Genomic DNA, 23,577 nt, shown 5'->3' on the forward strand with positions numbered 1-23,577 from the left:
AAATAGGGTTTTTAGATTGCGGTTCGCTCTAATTTTTTTTTTAGCTACCCCCTAAAAGGTACTTCACTATCTATATCATCAAAATTACGTTGAGATACTAATTTGTTCTCTAATGGCTCATAGATTTCAGACTTCATATTGCTACCATTAAATTTAGACGTCCAATACACCAATTTTTGTAGGTTAAGGGTTCTAAAGTCTTCGGCTACTTTTTCAGAAAAATCACAACCACTAATACTTAATACTTCAAGTTGTATTAATGTTGATAATTCTACTGGTAAAACAACTTGTTTAAAATTGTTTATTCCTAATACGCGTAAGTTTTTAAGATTGGCAATCCAAGTCGGAATTTTTTCATATTTATGATGTGCACTGATAAAAAGCGTTTCTAAATTTAATTCAGAAATCGATTCTGGATATGTGCCTCCATTTTCATCTAAGCTTTCTAACCAAAGGTGTTTTAGAGAACTCCAATGCGATATTGCTTCAATACTTTCATCGTTAATATGATCACAATGTATCAGTTTTACCGCTTCAATAGTTTCAACGTTTAGATTGTCTATGGTTTTAAGCGCGACACTCTGCATTAATAATTTTTTAAGCTGAGGCAAATTTACAGCTGGAAAAGCATCAAAACCTTTGGCTTCAAATATCCCTAAGAATTCAAGGTTTGGTGTGTGTGTTAATAACCGCTCTAAGGCTTCGGTAGTTCCGTTATAATCATCAATTCTTAACACTTTTAAATTGTTGTGTTTAAAGGCCGTTAATCCATTATTATGTTCTGAATTGGCCTTCTTAAATGTAATGGTAAGTTCCTTTAAGTTTATGAAGTTTTTAAGTAAGCTATCTAATTGACTCACATCACTGGTAAAATCAAACGATTCAATTTTTTCTGGATGTCTAAAGTTTTCAAAATCTAACACATTATTGACATCATTATTTCTATGTCCAAGATTAAATTTAGCCGCACTAATTACTGCATAAAATTCCTGTAAATTAAGAATTGGTGTGGCTTTAATTTCCAGATTAAACACATCAAAAGGTTCTGTTCCTGCTTTTATGCCTTTAATTTCAGAAATAGTTAAATTAGTAATATGCTTAGGTAAATGGTCAGTGTCTACAACTAAAGCACTAGCATTTTTAATCGTCAGGTTTTCTAACTGTGCTATTTTTGAAAACACATTAGGAAAAATTCTAACAGCTAATTTTATATCTCTAGTACCTGACTCTTGAAACCTGTATAATTCTACATTTTTAAGATTTGTACATTGCTCAATCCCTTCTAAAAGCCAATCTAGTTTATGCTCTAGTTTGTAGTTAAGCGTTGTTAAATTTTTAAATGCTGCTAACGATGTTTTGTGCGGAATTTCTGGTGCTTCACAATCTACAGTTATCGTCTTTAAATTAGGGAAAAACGACGCATTATCTAACACAAAATGAAGTAGTTTGGGTGAATCTATTTCTATAGATTCTCGCAGACTTACTTCTGTCATTGGTGATATATTAGTTTCGCTATATGTAATTTTTGTTTCTAATTTAGGTCTAGGCGTTTCTTCAAAACATCTAGACGCATCGCCAAAAAAGAGGGTAGACGATATGGAATCTATCTTAGGAGCATTAAGTTTAAAAAGTTCTAATTTTGGTAAATCTTCAAAACCATTTGGTAAGCTATCTATGCTTTTAGATAAAACCTGAAACTCTTTTAGTTGCTTTAAATTACTAACATCTTTAGGCAATGCTATTAATTCATCTAAGCCAAAAAATTCTATAATTTTTAAGGATGCTGAAAACTTGACTTGAGATAGATCTTGAACGCCGATAAAACGTAGTTTCAACTCTTTTAATTCAGTAAATTTTGTAATCCAATTAAAATCAGTTAGATTCATATTGGGAGTAGATTTCCCAGTCCAATAAGCGCCTTCAATACGTATTTCTTTTAAGGATGTTAACTGAGACATTGTACTTGGAAACCTTTTTAAACAAGGCGCAACAAGCTTTAGCTTTTTTAAATTTGATAAATTACCAAAATCCACTGGTAGTTGCTCAAACTCTCCCTCGAGATCTATTTCTTCTAACGACGTTAATTTTGATATCTCTTTAATAATACTATCATACTTATTACCTTGATCTTTTAAATGGATTGTCAATTTTTTAACACCGTTAAATCGGCTTAATATATGAGGATGTTCTAACAAGCGATCTAAAAAATGTACCGAAAACCAAAAAAATCCCAGTTCTCTATTCTTTCTCGTCATTAGATCGTGTAATTTAAGAAGTTCTAAGTCTTTAGATAGCAACCCGTATTCTAAAAAGGAAATCATTCTAGCTGCGTTCCTTCCTTTTTGTGTAATTTTTTTTCGGCTTTTAAAGGCTAGTTGCAAAGCTTCTGGGGCTTGTTTTTTTATAATGTTAGCACACTCTGCTCTATTTTTTTTATCTGTTGTTGCTTTTGCAATCGTAAAAATTTCATAATAAAAATCTTCTGGAAAGTTTTTAGACTTTTTAATCTCTTCATAATATTCATCCATTTTATAATAGGTGAATTCAGGGATTTCTGTTGGTTTTGTCATAGTAATCGTTAATTTTTAGGGTATAAATTTCTTTTGGAAACAGGGTTTTTAGATACAGTATGTTGTGCTTTAATTTCTTTAACAGCACAGATTATATTTTTCATCTCTGTTATCAAAATCCTCTTTTAAGATTTTATTTTTAGCTAATGCGTAAAACTTAGACGATTTCATATTGTTTCCATTAAATTTTGAATACCTGTAAATTAAATCCTCTAAATTCAGATTCTTAAATTTATCAGATACTTGTTCTGTAAAATCACACCCTCTGATACTCATTATTTTTAATTGGGTTAATTCGGCTAATTCTTCCGGTAATGGACAATAATAAAACTGTTCTATTCCTAGAACTCGTAAGGATTTCATTCTGCCTATCCATTTAGGTATTTGTCTTTTAGTTAAAAATCCATCAATAAAAAAGGTGTCTAAATTTAAGTCTGCAATGGTCTCTGGGTAGGTTTCAAGATCTTTACTAATGTGTTCTAACCAAAGAAACTTAAGCGTTTTCCAATGCGATGCCGTAACCATAGCATTGTAACCAAAATTGTCACACGATAAAACTTTAAAAAGTTCTATGTTGGGCACTGTTAAGTTTTCTATAGACTGTATATCATCGCTATAAAATAATTTTAGCGTTTTTAGTTTATTTAAAGTAACCTTAGGAAGATCTACAAGGCCTACACAATCGTAAATTTCTAAAAACTCTAGATGAGGCGTATGCTCTAATAATAATTTAATAACACTAGTGTCACCATTAAAATTTTTAATAGTCAAGTTCTTTAAATTATGATGTGTATAAGCGGTTAAACCATTGTTTTGTTCGGCATTATCTACATTAAAATCAATGGTTAGTGTTTGTAAGTTACAAAGTGCTTTTAATGCCTTATCTAAGCCTTTTACATTACTATTAAATATAAAATCTTTAATGCTTTCAGGGTCTTTAAAATTATCAAAATCTAAAGTCTCATTTTTAACACTATTTTCATCGCCTAATTTCATTTTTTTTGCACGTATTACCGAATAAAACTTTTGCAATGCGGTAATAGGTGTATCTATTACTTTTAGATTAGTTACCTCAAAATCTTCAATACCCGGCTCAATTACTTTTATATCTGTAATGGTAAGACTATCTGTCTTTATAGGTAAATAATCTGTATTTAAAACAAGTGCTTTTGCACGGTGTACTTTTAAGGTTTGCAAATGCTCTATTCTAGAAAATGCCTGAGGAAAATTAGCAACATCAGCGTTCGTTATTTCAGCATCAGCTCCATTATATATACCATAAATAAAAACGTCTTCTAGCTTTTTACATTCGTGAATACCCTCTAAAACCCATTCTAAATGATGCGCTAATCTATACTTAAGGTTTTTAAGTTTTTTAAATGCAGAAAGCGTATGTGCACTTCTTCTTTTTGGTGCATCACAATTAATTTCTATCTCTTTTAAATTAGTAAAAGACAAGGCATTATCTAATACAAAACTAAGAAGCTCTGGATGGGTGAAATCAATTCTTTTTAGCTTAGTTACAGGTGTTTCACCATAAGGCATAAACTCTGTATACAAACCTAGTAAACGTTTAATATTTGGTCCAAAAATAAAAGCAGCAGGAACTTTTTTTAATTTAGATAAATGAATAGCTTCTAAAACCTCTAAGGTTTTAAATTCACTAACAGATGCAGGAAAGTGTTCTAGCTCCCTCATACCACTTAGCCTTAATGTTTTTAGTTTTGGTAAGTGACCAAGTGTTTCGGGTAAAGCTGTTAGATTCTCAAACCTAAAAAGCTCTAATTTTTTTAAACTTGCCGGAAGCTCAACATCAGAAAGGTCTTGTACCGCAAAAGAACCTATTTTTAAATGCTTTAAACTGGTAAGTTCTTTAAGCCAAGTAAAGTTAACTATATTAGGGTTAGGCTCGTCATTACCAAAAGGAAAACTTCCTCTAAACTCCAACTTTTTAAGTGTTTTTAGTTTTGTTATTCCTACGGGAACCCATACCAAATTAGGTGCTGCTAGTATAAACTCTTTTAAGTTAACTAAGCGTTCTAGTTCTTCTGGTATGTATTTATAATCAATGTCAAGCTCAAGTTTTTCTAATGAAGTAAGTTGCGTTATGTTGTTTACAACGCTACTAAAACCTTCTTTCTGTCTAGAGGTGCTAATTGTTAATTCTTTAATACCATTAAACTGACTTAAAAGATGTGGTGTTTCTATGAAAAGTTCAATAACTTCTTTACTTCTATATTCAAGCGAAAGCGTTAAACGCTTACAAACAAGTGTGTATAGTTTACAAAGGTCTAAGTCTTCTGAGAGTACGCCGTACTCTAATATAGCAATCAGTTTTTTGTTAAAAGATTGAGAATCTTGTATTGTCGTTATTTTTTTTCGACTCTTAAAGGCGAGTTGTAAAGCTTCTGGTGCCTGTTTTTTTATGATATTGGCACATTCGGTTCTAATCTGCTTGTTTTTAGTAGATTTAGCAAGTACAAAAATCTCATAATAAAAATCTTCAGGATAATTTTTACATCCTTTAATTTTTTCAAAAGATGCTTCATCTTCATAAAAGTTGAAACCAAGTTCGTGTTTAGCAAATATCATGAGGCAGTTTAATTTTGGTTTTACAAACCTATTTTAAAAGTAGATGTAATTTATCACTGTATTCTGTGATATTAATAATACACCTTCATTTTAAAAAGTTAAACCTTTACAAAAAAATATCACTAAATACCGTGAGTAAAAAAAGTTGAAGTACTTTTATCTTGCCACTAATTATAACTCCTTTTTTTGATAAGGTTTATAATCAGCATTTATAATTGATTTAAAGAATTAAAAGATATGATTCCAGTAGAAGACGCTAAAAAATATATAGAAAAATATAAAAAACCAGCAATAGATCGGTTTGAATTTCGTGCATTTTCTGAACCTTATAGAGTTTTAGCTAAAATATTAGGAGGTTTTGATAAAGGTGAAAGAAGAAACTATTATAATGTAAGTGATTTTGTTGCTATTTTTGACGATCCAATTACGATAAATCCTTGGAGAACCGAAGAAGGAATGCGTTTAGGAATACAGTTGTATGGTATTGTTCAAACTCCATATTTAGCCGATATGTGGGACTTTATGGATACGTTACCTTATCAAAGAGGATATGACAGAAAAGCTTTTAGATCTGTAAAAACGCAAGATACATTACGTAATAAGTTACAGTTTTTTACGCAATTTTTACGATTAAGTAGAAGGGGTTTTGGCGGCTTAACATTGCAAGAACAGTTTCAATACAGCACGTATTTTCCAGGTTCAAGTAGTTATTTCTTAGCAACCTTACTGCATAATGGAGATGGGATGTTTGATGAGTTATTAGACGATATTATTCAGGCTGAAGATGAAATTGGTGGTATTAGTATAGATATTATAAAGGCGTTATTACTTTCTGAAAATGAAAAGCATTGGGAAATGGTTGGTAAATTATTGCTAGCAGCCCAACGTCAAGAAGGTTTAAGGCAAACTATTTTAGAATCTTTAGATGAAGCTGGTCTTGGAGCTTTAAAATACATGATTAATATCGTTTTAGAAAACGACCTTACTCGTTTTAGTAGTGTTACTAGAGCAGTAAGTACTTGGTTTGGATTAAATTGGGATACGCCTAAAAAATCGGTAATCAACAGAGTTTTAGAATTGGCACAATCTTTAATTTTAAACTTAAAAGAAGTCGATACACTTCTTAAAAGTAAAGATAATTTAGAGGTTTTAGTCGCTTTATGGTCTATTGCAATTTTAGATGTAGACAAAGCCAATGCCAAAGCGTTAGATCTTGTGTATACATCAGAAGATAGAAATAAAAAGATTTTAGCATTATATTTTATATCTAAAACAGACAGAACAAACGATTCTTTAGTTGCTTATTTCAAAAAAGAAATTGGTAAAGATTATGCTTTAGATCATTGGATGGCAGTAAATTTACCACACAATACTTCATTAGATAATGACACTTTTTCAAAATTATTTGATGTAGCAAAAGCAGCAGAAGAAAAAGGTAAAACTTTCGAAACTAAAATATTCTCTTGGTGGAGTTTTACACCTAACTCTTATTATTTTTATCAGTTTCTTTTAAGCGGATCTACAGAAGAGCAATTAGAATTAATGGCGAACGATTTAGAACTGTTGCCAACAGAATTTAGAGAGAGTTATATTCGTAAAGTTTTCCCTATAGATTACAGTTATTCTTTTTACAATTATCAACAAGATTCTAAGAAAAAAGAACCTTTAAATTTTGATAAAAATTCGTGGAAAAGAGCTTTAGCAAGAAAAGCAATTTATAACAGAAACGAATTGTTAATGGCTACCGGACTTAATTTGTTTAGTAGAATGCATCTTTATGATGAAGATTTAGAAATTGCAGAAGATTTATTAAGAAGAAAACATAAAGATTTACGCACCTCTTTAATTCAGTTATTGGTAAAATTACCAGCAGATCGTTTAAGAAACAGTGCTACAAATTTGGTAACAGCAAAAAGTATAGATCAACGTTTAGGTGGTTTAGAAATGTTAACGCTTTTACACGACGATAATAGACAGTCTAACTTTGTAGAAGAACAAATACGTATATATAACGAACGACCTAGAATTTCTAAAAATGAACAGGTTTATTTAGATAAATTTTCTGACAATGCAGAAGAGTTTAATTATAGTAATGGTTTTGGTGCTATAGATTATGATAACTTAACACCGTTATACATACCACAATCTCGTTTCGAAAAAAAGACCAGTTTCTTCGATAAATTAGGCATTACCACATCCGATTCAGCAGGGTTTAAATTTAAAGAATTTATAGACGCTAATAAGATTGTAAAAGAGGTAAATAAGTTAATAGCAATTGTTACTAAAAACAAACATTTCGAATATCAAGCAGAACTATATAGAGGAGAAATAGCAACCACTTATATAGAAAAAGGGATTCGTAGTATAAAAAAATTAGGTGATGATGCTACTGCAGAAGATCATTTACAGAACCTTCCTTTAGCAAAATTATGGATTGCTTGGTACGAGCAAAGTAAATTGAATGATTTTGAGATGCACGCTGCAATCCGTTATTTAACTCACCATAATAATCCATTTGGAGATTACAAAGAATTAGGCATTTTTGCGAGACAATATTATCCAGATTTAGGCGGATTAAATTTAGATAAAGAAGATAGTTACAACTCAAAATCTGAAGCTTATAATGAAATTTTACAACGTCTATATAAAGTTTATGTAGAAGAAAAAACAATAGCTAATTTTAAGCTAGATGTTATGGAAGATATGATTGCTAATTTTCCAGACAAGCTGAAGCTAGTACAATATCAAACCTCTAATTACCGCTATAATAAAAAAACGTACAATTGGGCAAACATCATTTTACCACTTGTACCAAGTTTAAGTATTAATAATTTAGAACTTCTTACAGAAGAACAAGTTCAAAAATATTGGAGCTTTTATATGTATTTAGTTGCGCAAGATATTGAACATCCTAATACTACTGCAGATGTAAAAGTAATAACAAAACAATTCAGTAGACCAGGAATTGTACCATTCCCAAGTATTGCAGTAACCTTAAGACTTTATAAAAAAGGATTAATTAACGATGATGATTTATGTTTTCAAGCCTTACATTCTCGTGAATTAATGGTCATTATGGACGGTGGTTTTAATTATAGAATGAACTATAAATGGATAGAAAGAGACAGCGTACCTAAACACGTATTAGCACCTTTAAAAACCAATTTATTAGAAACAGAATTAGAACGTGGAGATTTAGAAACCACTGCTACAGGTTACATGAGTGGTATTCATTGTGTAGAGGGTGTAGATTATGTATTTAGAATTTTAGAACGTTTAGGTAAAGATAATTTTGAACGTGGTTATAGTTATTATGGAGAGAGTAAAAAAACTATTTTTAGTGCTATGCTTAAAAAATCTCTATTTAAAGATACTGAAAGTTATGCGGATTTTGCTGCACGTGCAGATGCTTCTAAAGTTACTAAAAAACGTTTGATAGAACTTGCCTGTTATGCAACACAATGGACTGGTGTTATTGGCGAATATTTAGGATTAGAAAAATTAGAAGATGCCGTTTGGTGGTTTCAAGCACACGCTTCAGATCGTATGAATAGCGAACAAGAAACCATTATTTCGCGTTATTCTAACATTCCAAAAAGCGATTTTGCACTTGGTGCCATAGATGTAGATTGGTTTAATAGAGTGTATAAAACCATCGGAAAAACCAATTGGAAATTATTACATGATGCAGCCAAATATATTTCTGACGGAAACGGACATAGACAAGTAAAATTATATTCTAGCGTAATGTTAGGCGAAGTAAAAATTACCGAAACTTTAAAGAAAATTAAAGACAAACGAGATAAAGATTACGTGCGTGCTTTAGGTTTAATTCCGTTAAGTAAAACCATACCAGAAAAAGATTTATTAAAGCGTTACAACTTGTTGCAAGATTTCTTAAAAGAGAGCAAACAATTTGGAGCGCAACGTCAAGAAAGTGAGGCTATTGCTGTAGAAATTGGTTTAGACAATTTATCTCGTAACGCAGGTTATCAAGATCGTGTACGTTTTAGTTGGGCAATGGAAGCAAAGGCTACTCAAAAAATTATGGAGAATTCTAAAATTTCCATAGAAGAAACGGAGGTAGAATTGGTCATTAACAATCTTGGTAAAACAGATATTAAAGTTACAAAAGGAGGGAAGTCATTAAAAAATATTCCTGCCAAATTACGTAAAGACAAACAAGTAATTGCTTTAAAAGAAAGCAAAACATACCTTTCTAGACAATACAGTAGAACTCGTTTATCATTAGAAAATGCAATGGTAAATGAAGATGAATTTACAGCACTAGAAATTCATAATATGATGCAACATCCTATTGTAAAAGTAATGTTGAGTAAATTGGTAATGTATGTTCCAGAAAAAGAAATTTCTGGTTTTTACAATGAAAGTGTTTTAACAGATGCTAGCGGAAAAATGCATCAATTAGAAGAAAACGACCTTTTAGTTATTGCGCACGCCTCTCATTTATACAAAGCTATAGAATGGGATATGTATCAGAAATACTTATTTGCAGAGCGTTTAACACAGCCTTTTAAACAAGTATTTAGAGAGTTGTATTTAATTACAGATGATGAGCGAGAACACAGCAATCGTTCCGAACGTTACCAAGGACATCAAATTCAGCCTAAAAAAACCATAGCACTTTTAAGAAGTCGTGGTTGGACGGTTAGTATGGAAGAAGGTTTGCAAAAAGTATATCACAAAAAAGGTTTTATAGCAACCATGTATGCTATGGCAGATTGGTATTCGCCCTCAGAAGCAGAAGCGCCAACCATAGAAGATATCTGTTTTCATTCTGTAGATACATATCAAAGAATTCCGCTTACCGAGATTCCGTCTGTAATTTTTAGTGAAATTATGCGAGATATAGATCTTGTGGTAAGTGTTGCGCATGTTGGTGGTGTAGATCCAGAAGCAAGTCATAGTACCATGCAAATGCGTGCTGCTTTGGCAGAAGAATCGGCAAGATTATTCAAGCTTAAAAACATTACCGTTAAAGAACGTTTTGTGTTTATTAAAGGAACCTTTGGCGAATACAGTATTCATTTAGGAAGTGGTCAAGTAAGCAAAAACGGATTAGCATTGTCTATAATTCCGGTGCATAGTCAGCACAGAGGACGTATGTTTTTACCATTTGTAGACGACGATCCAAAATCGGCAGAAATTATTTCTAAAATGAAACTTTTATCCGAAGATAATAAAATACAAGATCCAACAATTTTAGCACAGATAAATAGCTAATATAAAAATAATAAGGGCGTTACCTCGCTTAGGCGAGGTCGGGCTTTTGTTGCAAGTCCTCGTGCTAACGCACTGTGGGCTTTCCACGACAATCCCTAACGCAAAAAGCATTTAGCATATTATGGAATTAACGTTACAACTTAAAAGATTAGGCAAAAAGAAAGTAAAAAAAGTACCTTTTACTTTAGAAGAAAATCCTAAAAATTTAGAAGAATTATTAATTGGTTGTGTAAAAAATCAAGTAGAAGCTTTTAATAAAAAACGAACAGAAGTTAATGTAATTGGGTTTTTAAGTCCGGCCGAAATACAAGAAAAAGCAGAAAGTGGTAAAGTAGAATTTGGCGAGTTAGCCAATACAGATTTAGCAAACCTGCAAAAAGCAATCGATAATGTTTTACTCGCTTTTAAAGACGGGTTGTTTGTGGTATTTGTAGATGAAGACGAAATTACAGATTTAAAAGCATCTTTAGAACTAACATCAGAAAGTGTAATTGCTTTTATAAGAATGACGTTTTTAGTAGGTACGTATTGGTAGTTTTTTTAATCAATAAGTATGAAAACAGAAAACATACAAACCCAATTAGCTGTACAAATTTCTAACCATAATAAAACCTGGGGAAATTTATTAGCGAATACAAACTTTGGTAACGAAGCTTCTAGTTATTGGACTGTTACATTGCAACCAACTAACATTTCTGTAGATATTACAACTAATTCTTTCACTTTTAAAAAAGCAGAATTTTTATTTGATGTTAATGTAGGTGTTTCTTCGGGTGATGATATTAGGCTTTTTACAAAACAAGTTTCCGGTAAAGGAGTTTATCAATTTACAAACAAGAAGATGATTGAACTTACAGTGCTTGAAATTGAGGAATAAAGTTTTAAGAAGCTGTTGAAAATTAATTAGAAAACAAAAAATAAATCTATTAAAAATAATGGAAAAACAATTTAATACTAAAACAGGATTTTGTCATATTTTACCTGATAAGATTATTCTAACAAGAGACGGAATTATTGGAAATGTTGCAAACGTGGCGGTAGGAAAAAGCATAACTCGAGTTTTTATCATTTATGGAGGAATTGCTGCTTTCTTACTTTTTTCAGCATTTGATAGTTTTCAAAAAGGTCAAATTTTGATATCGATATTTTCTTTAATAGTTAGTTTATTTCTTCTGTATGGAATCTTTAAAAGCATTAATAATTCTGCAACACCAATAATTGAACGAATAGATATTAAGAGTATCAAATTTAAAAAAGCAATATTCGGAATAACGCGTTCTAGATTTGAAGTCCTTTTTAAAGACGAAAAAGGAAAAATTAAGAAACGTATAATAATGTTACCAGGTTCAATGAAAAATGGCACAAAAGAAACCGAAAAAGCAATAAAAATAATGAAAGAAGAGAATTTATTAAAGCAATAAAAAAATGTGAAACACTAAACTCACATTGTTAATATACTCTTTTATGTAAAAAGTGGTAATATTGAAGGTATCGTATATCTATAAATCTAAACGCTATGTTATAGATTTAGTAACGTTTTCTATTTCTAAGGAAATAATTATAAAAAAAAAGGCATTCTTAATATTAAGAATGCCTTTTTTTTATAATTTTATTTAGAAAACGTCCAGAATAGATAAACCGTTAAATTTTGAAATAGCTGAATACAGTGATAAAAAAAATTAGATGCCTCTGTAGTTTTGTAGTAAATAATAAAAACAAAACATTATGAGCGGTTCAGTAAACGGAAATGAAAATTCAAAAGAAGTAGAAAAAATAATTGAACAAACTGAAAATAGTGATAAAAAAATATATCCTATTTTAAAACCAGGAAATTGGGTTGGTTTAAAAGCAGGTGCTTTAAGCAATACTTTAATTCCTTCCGAAAATGGAGCAGAAGTGGTAATTGCATATGGAATGGATACACCAGATAACTTTGTGTTTTTAACTCAAAAACATTTAGAAACTATGGATGGACAGCAAATTACAAGTGAAGCTTTTGAAAACTTAGGAAACTATGAAGCGGAATTAGAATTTGTTGGATCATTAGATAATAAAGCGGTTGCTACTAACGGAAACGACTTTTCTAGTGAAATAATTCTTTCTAAAGCACATATGTTAAAAGCACATGCTATGTTAGATGCAGAAGAGTTATTAGTATCTATTCCAAGAAGAACATGTATGACCATTATTTCTAGAGATGTAGATGAAGAAACAATGAATAAATTTGCGTACTTACATAACTTTACTTGGGAAGATGATAGCTTTGGAAATGCACCTATTACCAATTCTCTTTTTATTGTAAAAGAAGGAACTATTGTAGGACACATTCCATTATAATTCAATTTAAATAATTACAAAAAAGGCATTCTTATTTTTAAGAATGCCTTTTTTTATGGTTCTAATTCTATTTAATTAAACATCATAAATAATTCCTTAAATCTAGAAATGGCTGAATACGGTGATAAAAAACTTTATATGCTTCTCTAATTTTGTAGTAAATAATAAAAACTAAACATTATTATGAGTGGTACTCTTTACGGAAAAGAAAAATCAGAAAAAGAAATAGAAAAAATAGTTGAAGAGACTAAAAATAGTGATCAGAAAATATATCCTATTTTAAAACCAGGCGATTGGGTTGGTCTTAAAGCTGGGGCGTTAAATTCTAACTTAATAAGATCAGAAGCGGGACCAAAAGTAGTTATTGCGTATGGTATAAATACTCCAGATAATTTTGTATTTCTAACACAAAAGCATTTAGAAACTATGGATCAAAAGCAAATTACAAATGAAGCTTTTAGAAACTTAGGGAATTATGAAACAGAATTTACATATTCAGAAGTACTGCAAAATAAGGTTCTAACCTCTAGTGGAAACGATTTTTCTAGTGAACGTATTCTTTCTGAAGCACATATGTTAAAAGCACACACCATGTTAAAAGCCGACGAATTATTTGTTTCTGTACCAAGGCGCTCTTGTATGATGGTAATTTCGAGAAATGTTGAAGAAGAATTACTTGAAGCTTTTTTAGGCTTACACAAAGACGCTTGGGAAGACGATAGTTATGGAAATGCGCCAATAGCAAATATTCTTTTCACCATGAAAGCAGGTCGAATTACTGGACATATCGCCTTAGATAATATAACAAGAGAGGAATAAAAATAGCTAAATACTATTTCTTTTATCAATTGAAAATTATAAAATCTATCAGATAAACCACTAAATAAACAAATGGCTGAATACAGTGATAAAAAAACGTATGTGCTTGTTTAATTTTGTAGTAAATGTATAAGATGTAGTATTATAAGTCTAACAAATTACTGCCACTTATATTTCTTTTGTTGGTTGTAAATAGCGAACGATACATATTAAAAATAAACTTTAAAAAATAAAAATTGAAAAATCTAGATTGTAGTATCAACTATAGGGTACAGAACTTAATGGTAGATGTTTTTGAGTCTATAAATGCTTCCGATAAAGCAACATTAATGATTAGTGAGCTTTTAGATACAAGAAGCATTTTTGAACTTGTTTTCGAAATTGTTAAAGAATCTGGTTTTTACAGTCAAGATGAAAACTTTAATCTAATAAAAGCTTTAAATATAGATACTGATGAAGCTAATATTAAAGACGCTTTGTATGTGACTTGGGTAACGATGGGCGAAAACTTAAACACAGCAAAAACTCAGGAAGAATTTAATGCTAAGTTTGCTTTGTTTGTACCTATTATTTTAAAACGTATGGAAGCAATTAACCACATTTTTGCATAAATTTTTACATTATTTACGATTCTTAATAATTCCATTTGCCTAATAAATAGCCACGATTTGTATTCAAAAATTACATTATGACATTAGATCTATCGAACCTTCAACGTTATTACAACAATTTAAAAGAAAAAGAAAATTACCCTAAAGCTTATCTCTATGAGCTTTTTGCAGTTGGTAAAACTTCTAGAGATTCAATTATTATTGATGAGGTTTCTAAAACTTTAGAAGCGCACGGTACGCCAGAACTTCTTAGCGCTTTTAACACCCGTAATAAACTGCCTGAAAACGGTGAAAATTCAGCAAATGTTTTAAACGCCTTGCTTAAATACGGACTAAAAGATCCATTGTTTCCTATTGGTAAAATCTACAATGCTTTTCAATTTTCATCACTTTCTATTAGAGAGGAAACGATTGCAGAAACACTAGAAAAGCAACCTGATCTTATTTCGCGTTTAAATGGTATTAGCCACCTAAAAATAGATGATCTGTTTAGTAACGGTTTGCCAAAGGAAATTTGTGATATTACCTCTTTAATGTCTTTAGAAATTAAAGGCAATTACCAAGTATTACCAGGTTCTATAGGGAATTTACAACAGCTAGAAAGTGTTACTTTAAAATTACCAAAACTCGCTTCATTTCCAGAATCGTTTTGGTCTTTAAAAAACATAAAAGAACTAGAATTAAGCGACATAGAAACAGACTTTCAAGAATCGCTTCAGCTAGAAAAACTTATAAAACTAGAAGAATTAGATTTTATTTTAGTCAATTTAAAAGATGCCTCTCAATTACAATTACCAACAAGTTTAAAGGAAATAAGTTTTATTCGTTTAAAACATTTAACTCAACTTCCTGCGCATATTTCTATGCTTAAAAACCTTAAGAAATTCGATTTGTACATGTGTCCTAATTTGAGTGAAATACCTAACGGATTCAATCAATTAGACAATTTATTTGTACTGAAGTTAGATGCCATTCCTTTAATTAAAACCATAGAAGACACTAACATCTTTACCAAAAATTGTGAAAACATCACTTTAGATGATGACTTAGAAATTGTACCAGGAAATTCGCCAATTCTAAATACAGAATTATTAATTAATGATGTCGAAATCTTAAATTACGTGTTATCGCATCCGGAACGTTTTATACATCTAGAAAAACTAAAAATTCAATATATCACAGATTTTTCTGATGTAACGCTCGGATTCGGACAATTAACAACACTTAAAGCTATTGATGTTCATCAAGGAAGCCAAATGGAAACCTTGTTTCAAAATATTGAAAACTGCACACAATTACGCTATTTAAAATTATACGGTGCCAACATAGAAAGCATTCCTGAAGGTTTAAAAGACTTGCAACACCTAGATTATTTATGCTTTAACAGTTGTAGAAGTTTAGTTTTAGAGGCTAAAAATTTACCTTCTAAAATTAACGAATTACATTTATTCGACATTAAGGAATATATTGCTTCAGAAAAATTATTAGAAACAGAACAGGCTTATTTTGGGAATTTAGCGATTGAAGATCCTCTAGTTTTATTTCGAAATTTAATTACAACATCGCTTCATTTTTCTGGTATTAATAAAAGTGAAAACACAGAAGAAGACTTAATACAATATTTGCCAAAACCGGAAGTATTGACCACTCTAAAGGCTTATACTAATACTGGGCATTTTCAAAATATACTTCATTATTGTACCAACTTAATGTATTTACATTTAGATAATAATGAAGCTAGCCTTTTGGCTTTAACACCTAAACCTGCGCCTCAATTAAAATATTTAAAATTAGATTTTTATAAAGCTGAAAACCTAGAGGATATTATTGCTAATATGCCAAATCTAGAAACCTTAGAAATGGCCCATTATGACGTTACACCTAGATTTCCTAAAGTTAAATTGCAACATCTAAAAAAATTAAATGTAAGTTATACGTCTTTTGAAACGCTTGAAACTTTAGAGGCACCTGTTTTAGAATCTCTGTATATCGCATTAAGTTACCAATTTGGAATGGAAGCTTATGCTAAATTAAATCAGTTTAAAGCTTTACAAAAACTAAACCTTATGGGAATTAGTGGCGATGTAAACAGCATTCCTGAAAGTATTACGGAATTAAAGCTTACCGAATTTTTAATAGGTCACAAGTACGACGCTTTACCAGAATACATTCAGCAGATTAAAACTTTAAAAACCTTATCCTTAGGCGGAAATGACTTTGTAGATTTACCAACTTGGATAGCCGATTTACCTCAATTAGAACGCTTAGATATTGATGGTTGCTCATTTGAAAATGCAGTGCCAGAATACTTTACAAAACTAAAGCTGAAAGAACTAAAATATTACCTTTCTGGTTTTCGTGGTTATAACATGAGTCCAGATAAGTATAACAACTTAATAACGCAAGGTTACACCCAATTGAAAAAAGAGTTTAGCAAAGAAGCTATAGCCTAACTTTTGTGGTTATCTGCTATCTAAAACAAAATAGATGAAAATAGAAAAATTAACTAATAATCGTTCGCCTTACCACGAAATGTTGTTTGACAGTTTCTTAATCGAAAATATAAAATCGTACGAAGAACTTATGGAGGTTTATCAAAACTACAAACAAAATCATCCTGACAAGACTATAATCTTAACCCTTGATGATTTAGGTCAAGCCGAATATACTAGTGGTCATGCGTGTGACTATAATTCTTTGCTAGATACTGATGGCTATGATTTATCTGGACTTGATGAAGCTTGTTATGATGAAGACAACGAACATTTGGGGCATCTTTCTACACCATCTGAATATTTCATTATAAAGGAAAACTTTTTGAAACGCACAAAAGGGATTGACTTTAAAACGGTTTGTGAAAAAGATTTAACCATTTCTGAAGACGAAGTTTTAGATTTAGAAAACATTAATGAATCTCCATTAGCCTTTCTAGACCAACAAATTATACTGAAAATTCTTCCCGTTGAAAAGCCATACGAAGGACTTACAGGATTTCCGAATGGATATTTTGATGCTGACTTAAGTCCTTTTGAAAATTACGCGCTATCGAAGTACTTATTTGAAACCTATAATTTTGAACTTTTTGGAATTGGCGCTTCCTTTTTAGGATTTATTAAAAATGAAAAATTAGAAGACAATAAAGTAAAAGCATTGATAGCTGACTTGGCAAAATTGTATAATACAACAGCATCAGAATTTGAAAAATTAGCAGAGATTATTAAAAATAAAAACCATTTATTTTTAAGATACACCGAATAATTTCAGTCATAAAAGAACTAAAAAGCCCAATTATAAATGTATAATTGGGCTTTTTTTATTTACGATGAATACCTGAAATTTACTCAGAAAATTGTTTAATAATTTCAAACAAGGTTAATTTAGTTCTCTTTATACTACCATCATCGTGACGAAAAAGATGTACTTTAGTATTATCATAGCATCCAAAAAACAATAAATCACCTTCAGAATTAGCACCAATAGCTTTACCTAAAGCTAATTTTTCTAAACTCCACTTGTACCCATCTAAATCTTTAAATGTCGGATTCATAAATTCACTTAACGTTTTAACATACGGATTTAATGCGTAAATCTTACTTACTTCCATACTATCTATGTTGGTAAGTTCCATCATTTTTTCAAAATTATATAACTTAAATTCCTCTTCCTCAAATACAACTACCCTTGGTTTTTCCGCAATAAATTCTCTGTAATTTTTTCTAAACATCAGTTTTAGTTCATCTACAGAGGTTATGATTAAATCTTCATTCATATTTTTAACTTTTTAAAGTATTAGTTCTTAATATTTTCTTTTGTTTTAGTATCTACAATTTGTAGTAATGTTGGCATTCGGTATTTACCGTGCATTCGTTTTATGGCGTTACAGATCTCATCTTTATCAGTACCAATAGCAGTTACATACAATGGCTTTTTACTTTCGCCACGAAACACTTCTTTAAATACAGCTGTTTTAGAGACAAACTCAGATTTAGCGATACCAACAACCGGAATTTTAGCTTCTAAAGCTTGGTACAAATAACCACCTAAGCCCAAATGTTTTTCTTCTAAAATTACGTAACCATCAACTATAATTAAGTCTATCTCATCTAAATTCACTTGTTTCAACAAGTTTAAAATACATGGCAATTCTCTTTTGTAAAAAGATCCAGGTTCGTATGGTTCTATACCTTCAATAATATCCGTATAAATTTTTGTTGGTTCGTCGTCTTCCCAATCGTTAAAGCTTACCGCAATTGTTTTAGCTTTTCCGTTGTAATAATAAGTATCAAAAGCGAGTATCATAATTGTTGTGTTTTTTTGTTATTGCATGTATCGTTCTCCTTTAATTTAGGAACGATAAGATCTGCTTTACTAAGTGTGTATTTTATCTTTGGATATGTAAAGTTTAAACTTCTATTTTCTTCACCGCGTTGTTTATAAAATTCTTTTTCTTGCGTTTCATTTGCAAGTTCCATTATTGTATTATCTTCAAAATAAGGAGTATCATTATTGAATTTCACCAAGGTTTTAGAGGTTCTAAAAGTGATGCCCAACCATTTATTGTCTGTTAATTTTAATGCTTCACGGTTTGGGTTCTCTAGTATTATTTTATGAGAATATTTAGCATTCGTTTCAACAGAAAATAAAACAAGAGAATTATGAGTTAGAGTGATATCAAATTCTTCTTCGGTAGATTTATCTTTAATTCTAAGAGTACGAGTGGTTGTATCTGTTAACTTTTCTGGATGCTTATAGCACGAAAACAAACCAATATAAGAGTCCGTTTTTAGATCTAAACTTAAATCTGAATGGTAACCCATTTTTGTGTAATTATCGTCATATATCTCAATAAGACCACAATTAAAAGCTGTTTTTGGTTGATTTTCTTGTTCTAAAATCTTATTTATTTGGTTTAAAATATTAAGATGAGGTACAGTAAAATAATGCGACAGAATTGTAAACTTAGTGATTGTTCTTACTATTGGAATAGCATCCATATACTTAACGATATGATTACCAACGCGTCCTTTTCCTAAAGTTTCAAAGACAATTTCTTTTGATAAAGATTCAAAAAGATTGGTTTCTAAAGGAAGTATCGTTTTATAAAATGGATGGTTATTCATAACGGTTACATTTTCTAATTAATAGATTGGTTTTTTATAATCTCCAGTATTCATACTAAAATGGACTTTACCATAATCGACACGTTTTACTGTTTTGTTTTCTTCGTAATAAGACGTTCTTAAATCAACAAGATTTTCAGTATCCATAGCTTCTAATTGTACTAATTTATCCTCTTGTTTTATATAGGTTTGGTTATTTGTATAAACTGCTTCTAAGTTAGAACAGCGAATTACATAGCCCATTCTAATGGGAATTAAATCGATGTCTAAAACGGATGGTCTAATTTCATGCGTGTATAATCTGTTGGTAGACAACGGAATTAAAAATACAGAATTCGGATACAAAGTCACCGAAAATTCTTTGACTAAAGTAACATCTTTTACAGACGATTTTAATTTAAAAAGTAATCTAGATAAGCCGCTAGATTTACCATAAACCCTATCAAATTTATTGGTTTTAGAAGGACTTAATTTATCAAAATTAGTTGTATCGTAAAACGTACAAAAGGCAATTAGACCTTCTTTTGGCATGTCTTTCGTTTTATCAGAATGCGCTTTTATCTTCGCTTTTACATCTTTTGGATGGTCTTTGTCTTTCTTTTTATTCTCGTAAATTTGAGATAATACGTGGTTTAATTCGGTGTTTTTATCAAAATCGTATTGTACGGCTTCGTTAATTGTATTGACAATATGTGTGTCTGTTGCTCTAAAATTATCTGTTGGTCCGGTTAAATTACTAGAACATCTTAATAGTTTAAAATGAAGTTGCTCTTCGTTTTTATCTGATTCTTTCTTGGTTATTTTACTTAGATAAATTCCTTTTCTTAAAGCGACAGATTGTTTTGTAGATTCTGTTAAATGCTGAAATTGATGTTCTTTTTCTACCTTAGAAAAGTAATTATCTTCTTTAAAAAACTGACGATAAAACACACCAGCATTATGGATATTTATAGGAATTTGTCCTTCATCAATAATTTTATATTTATCAGTATGAATGTCATCATAATTAAAAGAAAATTCTTTAATAATTAAAACATCTTTAGCATTAGTATTTAGTAATTTAATATCACCAATAACATATATTCTAGTTGCTTTTTCTGTGTTTTTAATCTCAGAAAAATGGTTTACAATACGACCATTAAAATTGGTTTTTAAATAATTTAAAGCTTCAGAAGTATCTGCTGAATTAGTTAAATCAATTAAAATATTTTTAGTTTTTGAGAGTACATTTTCTATGTTCATTATTTTTCTATTTGATGTTCGTAATAACTCAATGCTTCCGCTCTCACTAAATCGGTATAATTCCTATTCTCAGAAATCGATTTTAATAAATCGATGTGTTTTTTACGTTCTTCTTCTTTTAAACCATTAATAAACCGATTCAATAAAAGGGTAGCCATAATGGTTCCGTTTTCTGTATTGAACTTTAATAACTCAGCATTATAAATTTTGTAATTTGGCTTGTCTATATGTTCTATAAAATGGATAAAAGAAAAATCTTCATCTAATTCTGGATCTTGACGTTTTAGAAAATCAAAAAGTGTTTGAATTAATTGTTCTTTTTGCAAATCTGTAAAATCACCTACATCAGTTAATTCATCTCCAATAACATCAAAAAATTCACTTATTTCATAATCTTCCATATCGTCATTGACGTTGAAGTTTTTAATTTTTGTGATTGCGTTATCTAAATTCATTTAATCCGTTTTAACTTTTAATCTAAATATGTTTATTCGTCCTTTTTGTAAAAGCTAAAACTATTCAAATCAATTTCGTAGTTTAAAGCTTTCTCGTCGTTAACAGCCGCTTGTTTAATACTTACTTTGTTATTTTTATCATTCCATTCAAAATCTGTAATTCGAGCATAAAATTTGATAGGGATAAAGAATAAAGCTTTAGGATTATTCTTCTGTAATTTTGATGGAAATACACCTGCTTCTTTTAAATTTGGATAAACCGCTGTATCGAAAATAAAAACTTTACAATAATCAGCATCATGCATTCTCCCTGACTCCAAGTATATTGCTAAACGACCATCTAAAGATTGAGAAATATGACTTTCTTGTTCTTTAAACTTTTCAAGACTTCTGTAATTAATTACAATACCTATTAGTAAAGAAATAAGTATTAGAAGAAGTAAGGCTACTTTTTTATTCATATTTAAAGACTTATTTAACGTAGTGTTTTATCTTAAATAACCTTCTCTTATAAAAGAGAATTCAGTATCAATCAGCATTTGTAAATATGCTTCAAAACTATCTGCAATCACTTCAAACTCATTCGGATCGTGAAGAAACCTTACCACTTGTCCTATTTTTCCTTTTTCTGAAGGACTGCTCTGTTATCAGTATTTAGAGCACTAAAAATAATATCACCATCTTTAATTTTTTCATTAAAAATTGAATTCGTATTAGCGCTTTCTTGGTTATTAATAAAGAACCAAGAAAGCGTAAGAATGGCTAAAAGACCAATAAAAATATATTTGATTTTTGCTTTCATTTAAAATGATGACTTATTATTTTATTTTAATACAGGTATAAGGTGAGACCAGTTTAAAGCGGTAGCAAAATCTAAAGCTGTTTTACCTGTTTTAGTTTTTGCTGTTTTATCTGCGCCTAATTCTAATAAAATATCTACCGCAGTTTTGTTTCCTGCAATGGTTTCTGTGTGTAATCTTGTCATTCCATTTTCATTTACAGCAACTACCACATCTAAGTTTTCTGTAAAGAAATCTCTTGCAGGTTTTTCCATAACTTTACTCATTGGGTGCTCAATAAGATTCTCTTTTTTCTCTTCTTGTAAGTGTGCAACCAGAATAGTATTGTAGTCGCCAAAGTTTAATCCCCAAGCATTATCATGGTTTTCTCTGGCTTTATCTGTCATATCAGAACGCAGTGCCTGAATGGTATATCCGCCATAAGTTTTACGATCTATAGACAACATCCAATCTGATATTTCTGATACTTTTCTGGTTACGGTATCGCCTTCAGTAACATTAGTCAATTTATTTGGTGCGTTTTGTAAAATACCTGTAATAAATTCTCCATCAAAATCAATTTCACTAATCCACATGTGTTCTACCAAAGGTTCTTCTTTTCCTTCAATTTTTTGTTGAAAAGGAATTTTTACTAAAGCTAAATCGTGAGCAGGAACAACTCTTTTAGCTTCCCAATAAATTTCGCGCCAAAAGTAGTTAAAGGTAGACTGCGCTTTAAGATAAGCAGCTTTCATTTTTTCGTTTTGTTCTGTGTAAAATATATTATTTTCTTGACTCATAATTTCTTTGTTTTTAATTATTTATTTTTTTAAATTTTAATACCAAATCAAAAGATTTGATGACTTTGTAAATAGCAATAATCTTTAGATTAAAAAGAACAGCTTATTTGCTTTATATTGTATTACCAATTTTATTTTTGCCAGTTATAATCTTTAGGTTTTTCTAAAGCATACGTCTTCATTTTAGAATGACTTATTTTATTACTGACCTTAAAGTTCTTTTTATAAAGGTATTGTGTCATTATTGGGTAATTATTTTTTTCATTAGCATTGGTAAGTCCCAATTCTGTAAATTCAAAAATGTTAAATGTCCAATAATTGTTATTTTCATAATAATCAAGTTTCATCGTAATCGTTTCAAAGATTCCATCCTTATTAAAATCTCTTTCTTCACGATTTCCATCCATCATATCATCATAAGAAATTTTTGAAAATCCTTTGTTTTTATTTTGTATCAGATATATTACACGAACATTTAAAGCAGCTATTCCGTTACCCATATACGGAATTAAAAGTTTTATGTCTTTTAGATTATCTGCATTAAAATCAGTTATTCTAATTGGTTCAAAAATATTTAACGTACTAAAAAACATATCCTCAGAAAGCTTCTGAATTTGAGTTTTACCTCTAAATATTCTTATGGAAGATTCTTGATCTACATCATCTGTATAAGATGTTAATTGAATTGTTAGAGATTCTGTTTCGAAAAAATTATCAATTGTAATTGTATAATTTGCTTGTTGTTCGGTTTCTGTCCAGTTATTAAATTCCTCATAAACAGGTTGAGGCAATTCTTCAAAAGGATATTGACAATAACCCGTTAAATAAATTAAATTGAATATAATTAGTAATGATTGTTTCATGTTATTGTAGCTTCTGTATAAAAAACATCTATTAAGTCTTTAAAAAAATGAATTGTTTTATCTCTAAATGATTTTTTATACGAACAAAGATGAAACTTTAGTGATGTTTTTAGCTAACTGTTTTCAGTGATATTAAAATATCAAA

At 30.1% G+C, this 23,577-nt stretch carries 20 protein-coding genes; 9 read left to right on the forward strand and 11 right to left on the reverse strand.

The genetic code is table 11. The features are described 5' to 3' along the window. Positions 1–44: 44 nt before the first annotated feature. Together H0I27_RS08140 and H0I27_RS08145 are read right to left on the reverse strand one after the other, a co-directional pair. Positions 45–2,570, reverse strand: a complete 2,526-nt coding sequence (locus H0I27_RS08140) for a hypothetical protein (protein WP_218733489.1) — start codon at positions 2,568–2,570, stop codon at positions 45–47. A gap of 78 nt (positions 2,571–2,648) precedes the next feature. Further along, complete coding sequence (locus H0I27_RS08145; protein ID WP_218733491.1) at positions 2,649–5,162, reverse strand: hypothetical protein; 2,514 nt, start codon at positions 5,160–5,162, stop codon at positions 2,649–2,651. Positions 5,163–5,399: 237 nt separating this feature from the next. Between H0I27_RS08145 and H0I27_RS08150 the strand changes: the two genes are divergently transcribed. The 9 genes from H0I27_RS08150 (at position 5,400) to H0I27_RS08190 (ending at position 17,431) form a co-directional block, all read left to right on the forward strand. Then, positions 5,400–10,406 (forward strand): DUF4132 domain-containing protein, encoded by a 5,007-nt coding sequence (locus tag H0I27_RS08150; protein ID WP_218733492.1) that lies wholly within the window; start codon positions 5,400–5,402, stop codon positions 10,404–10,406. Between the two features lie 121 nt (positions 10,407–10,527). Then, the gene (locus tag H0I27_RS08155; protein WP_218733494.1) at positions 10,528–10,941 is read left to right on the forward strand and encodes a hypothetical protein; all 414 of its coding nucleotides are present in this window, start codon (positions 10,528–10,530) and stop codon (positions 10,939–10,941) included. Positions 10,942–10,959: 18 nt separating this feature from the next. Further along, a complete protein-coding gene (locus H0I27_RS08160) occupies positions 10,960–11,283 on the forward strand; it encodes a hypothetical protein (RefSeq protein ID WP_218733496.1) in 324 nt (107 codons plus the stop codon). Between the two features lie 58 nt (positions 11,284–11,341). Next, positions 11,342–11,827 carry a phosphoribosylaminoimidazolesuccinocarboxamide synthase gene (locus H0I27_RS08165; RefSeq protein WP_218733498.1) on the forward strand — a complete coding sequence of 162 codons (486 nt, stop codon included), beginning with the start codon at positions 11,342–11,344 and terminating at the stop codon, positions 11,825–11,827. Between the two features lie 304 nt (positions 11,828–12,131). Next, a complete protein-coding gene (locus tag H0I27_RS08170) occupies positions 12,132–12,743 on the forward strand; it encodes a DUF1444 family protein (protein ID WP_218733500.1) in 612 nt (203 codons plus the stop codon). 183 nt (positions 12,744–12,926) lie between these two features. Next, positions 12,927–13,562, forward strand: coding sequence for a DUF1444 family protein (locus H0I27_RS08175; RefSeq protein WP_218733501.1), 636 nt, complete (start codon positions 12,927–12,929; stop codon positions 13,560–13,562). Between the two features lie 236 nt (positions 13,563–13,798). After that, positions 13,799–14,173: a hypothetical protein gene (locus tag H0I27_RS08180; RefSeq protein ID WP_254713158.1), complete on the forward strand. Its 375-nt coding sequence runs from the start codon at positions 13,799–13,801 to the stop codon at positions 14,171–14,173. 77 nt (positions 14,174–14,250) lie between these two features. Next, positions 14,251–16,626: a hypothetical protein gene (locus tag H0I27_RS08185; RefSeq protein WP_218733503.1), complete on the forward strand. Its 2,376-nt coding sequence runs from the start codon at positions 14,251–14,253 to the stop codon at positions 16,624–16,626. 34 nt (positions 16,627–16,660) lie between these two features. Continuing rightward, positions 16,661–17,431, forward strand: a complete 771-nt coding sequence (locus H0I27_RS08190; protein ID WP_218733505.1) for a hypothetical protein — start codon at positions 16,661–16,663, stop codon at positions 17,429–17,431. Positions 17,432–17,510: 79 nt separating this feature from the next. Here H0I27_RS08190 and H0I27_RS08195 read toward each other — a convergent pair whose 3' ends face one another. From H0I27_RS08195 to H0I27_RS08235, 9 genes are all read right to left on the reverse strand, one after another. Beyond that, on the reverse strand, positions 17,511–17,942 hold the full coding sequence (locus H0I27_RS08195) for a hypothetical protein (protein ID WP_218733507.1): 432 nt from the start codon (positions 17,940–17,942) through the stop codon (positions 17,511–17,513). Between the two features lie 20 nt (positions 17,943–17,962). Beyond that, positions 17,963–18,472, reverse strand: coding sequence for an endonuclease V (locus H0I27_RS08200; protein WP_218733509.1), 510 nt, complete (start codon positions 18,470–18,472; stop codon positions 17,963–17,965). Next, on the reverse strand, positions 18,469–19,293 hold the full coding sequence (locus H0I27_RS08205; protein ID WP_218733511.1) for an alpha-ketoglutarate-dependent dioxygenase AlkB: 825 nt from the start codon (positions 19,291–19,293) through the stop codon (positions 18,469–18,471). Before H0I27_RS08205 ends, H0I27_RS08200 begins: the two co-directional genes overlap by 4 nt. A gap of 18 nt (positions 19,294–19,311) precedes the next feature. Next, positions 19,312–20,535, reverse strand: coding sequence for a hypothetical protein (locus H0I27_RS08210; RefSeq protein WP_218733513.1), 1,224 nt, complete (start codon positions 20,533–20,535; stop codon positions 19,312–19,314). Next, positions 20,535–20,990, reverse strand: a complete 456-nt coding sequence (locus tag H0I27_RS08215; RefSeq protein WP_218733515.1) for a hypothetical protein — start codon at positions 20,988–20,990, stop codon at positions 20,535–20,537. The genes H0I27_RS08210 and H0I27_RS08215 overlap by 1 nt, the downstream gene beginning before the upstream one ends. 32 nt (positions 20,991–21,022) lie before the next feature. Continuing rightward, positions 21,023–21,451: a hypothetical protein gene (locus tag H0I27_RS08220; protein ID WP_218733517.1), complete on the reverse strand. Its 429-nt coding sequence runs from the start codon at positions 21,449–21,451 to the stop codon at positions 21,023–21,025. A 152-nt stretch (positions 21,452–21,603) separates the two neighbouring features. After that, the gene (locus H0I27_RS08225) at positions 21,604–21,792 is read right to left on the reverse strand and encodes a hypothetical protein (RefSeq protein WP_218733519.1); all 189 of its coding nucleotides are present in this window, start codon (positions 21,790–21,792) and stop codon (positions 21,604–21,606) included. A gap of 21 nt (positions 21,793–21,813) precedes the next feature. Continuing rightward, entirely contained in the window at positions 21,814–22,569 is a 756-nt protein-coding gene (locus H0I27_RS08230) for a DUF2314 domain-containing protein (protein ID WP_218733521.1), read from the reverse strand. Between the two features lie 131 nt (positions 22,570–22,700). Then, on the reverse strand, positions 22,701–23,432 hold the full coding sequence (locus H0I27_RS08235) for a hypothetical protein (protein WP_218733523.1): 732 nt from the start codon (positions 23,430–23,432) through the stop codon (positions 22,701–22,703). Positions 23,433–23,577: the final 145 nt, after the last annotated feature.

The sequence above is a fragment of the Polaribacter sp. HaHaR_3_91 genome, assembly GCF_019278525.1.
Lineage (GTDB): Bacteria > Bacteroidota > Bacteroidia > Flavobacteriales > Flavobacteriaceae > Polaribacter.

Coding starts and splice junctions, on each gene's coding strand:
- H0I27_RS08140 (WP_218733489.1), bottom strand. CDS start 2,570: ATGACAAAACCAACAGAAATCCCTGAATTCACCTATTATAAAATGGAT.
- H0I27_RS08145 (WP_218733491.1), bottom strand. CDS start 5,162: ATGATATTTGCTAAACACGAACTTGGTTTCAACTTTTATGAAGATGAA.
- H0I27_RS08150 (WP_218733492.1), top strand. CDS start 5,400: ATGATTCCAGTAGAAGACGCTAAAAAATATATAGAAAAATATAAAAAA.
- H0I27_RS08155 (WP_218733494.1), top strand. CDS start 10,528: ATGGAATTAACGTTACAACTTAAAAGATTAGGCAAAAAGAAAGTAAAA.
- H0I27_RS08160 (WP_218733496.1), top strand. CDS start 10,960: ATGAAAACAGAAAACATACAAACCCAATTAGCTGTACAAATTTCTAAC.
- H0I27_RS08165 (WP_218733498.1), top strand. CDS start 11,342: ATGGAAAAACAATTTAATACTAAAACAGGATTTTGTCATATTTTACCT.
- H0I27_RS08170 (WP_218733500.1), top strand. CDS start 12,132: ATGAGCGGTTCAGTAAACGGAAATGAAAATTCAAAAGAAGTAGAAAAA.
- H0I27_RS08175 (WP_218733501.1), top strand. CDS start 12,927: ATGAGTGGTACTCTTTACGGAAAAGAAAAATCAGAAAAAGAAATAGAA.
- H0I27_RS08185 (WP_218733503.1), top strand. CDS start 14,251: ATGACATTAGATCTATCGAACCTTCAACGTTATTACAACAATTTAAAA.
- H0I27_RS08190 (WP_218733505.1), top strand. CDS start 16,661: ATGAAAATAGAAAAATTAACTAATAATCGTTCGCCTTACCACGAAATG.
- H0I27_RS08195 (WP_218733507.1), bottom strand. CDS start 17,942: ATGAATGAAGATTTAATCATAACCTCTGTAGATGAACTAAAACTGATG.
- H0I27_RS08200 (WP_218733509.1), bottom strand. CDS start 18,472: ATGATACTCGCTTTTGATACTTATTATTACAACGGAAAAGCTAAAACA.
- H0I27_RS08205 (WP_218733511.1), bottom strand. CDS start 19,293: ATGAATAACCATCCATTTTATAAAACGATACTTCCTTTAGAAACCAAT.
- H0I27_RS08210 (WP_218733513.1), bottom strand. CDS start 20,535: ATGAACATAGAAAATGTACTCTCAAAAACTAAAAATATTTTAATTGAT.
- H0I27_RS08215 (WP_218733515.1), bottom strand. CDS start 20,990: ATGAATTTAGATAACGCAATCACAAAAATTAAAAACTTCAACGTCAAT.
- H0I27_RS08220 (WP_218733517.1), bottom strand. CDS start 21,451: ATGAATAAAAAAGTAGCCTTACTTCTTCTAATACTTATTTCTTTACTA.
- H0I27_RS08225 (WP_218733519.1), bottom strand. CDS start 21,792: ATGAAAGCAAAAATCAAATATATTTTTATTGGTCTTTTAGCCATTCTT.
- H0I27_RS08230 (WP_218733521.1), bottom strand. CDS start 22,569: ATGAGTCAAGAAAATAATATATTTTACACAGAACAAAACGAAAAAATG.
- H0I27_RS08235 (WP_218733523.1), bottom strand. CDS start 23,432: ATGAAACAATCATTACTAATTATATTCAATTTAATTTATTTAACGGGT.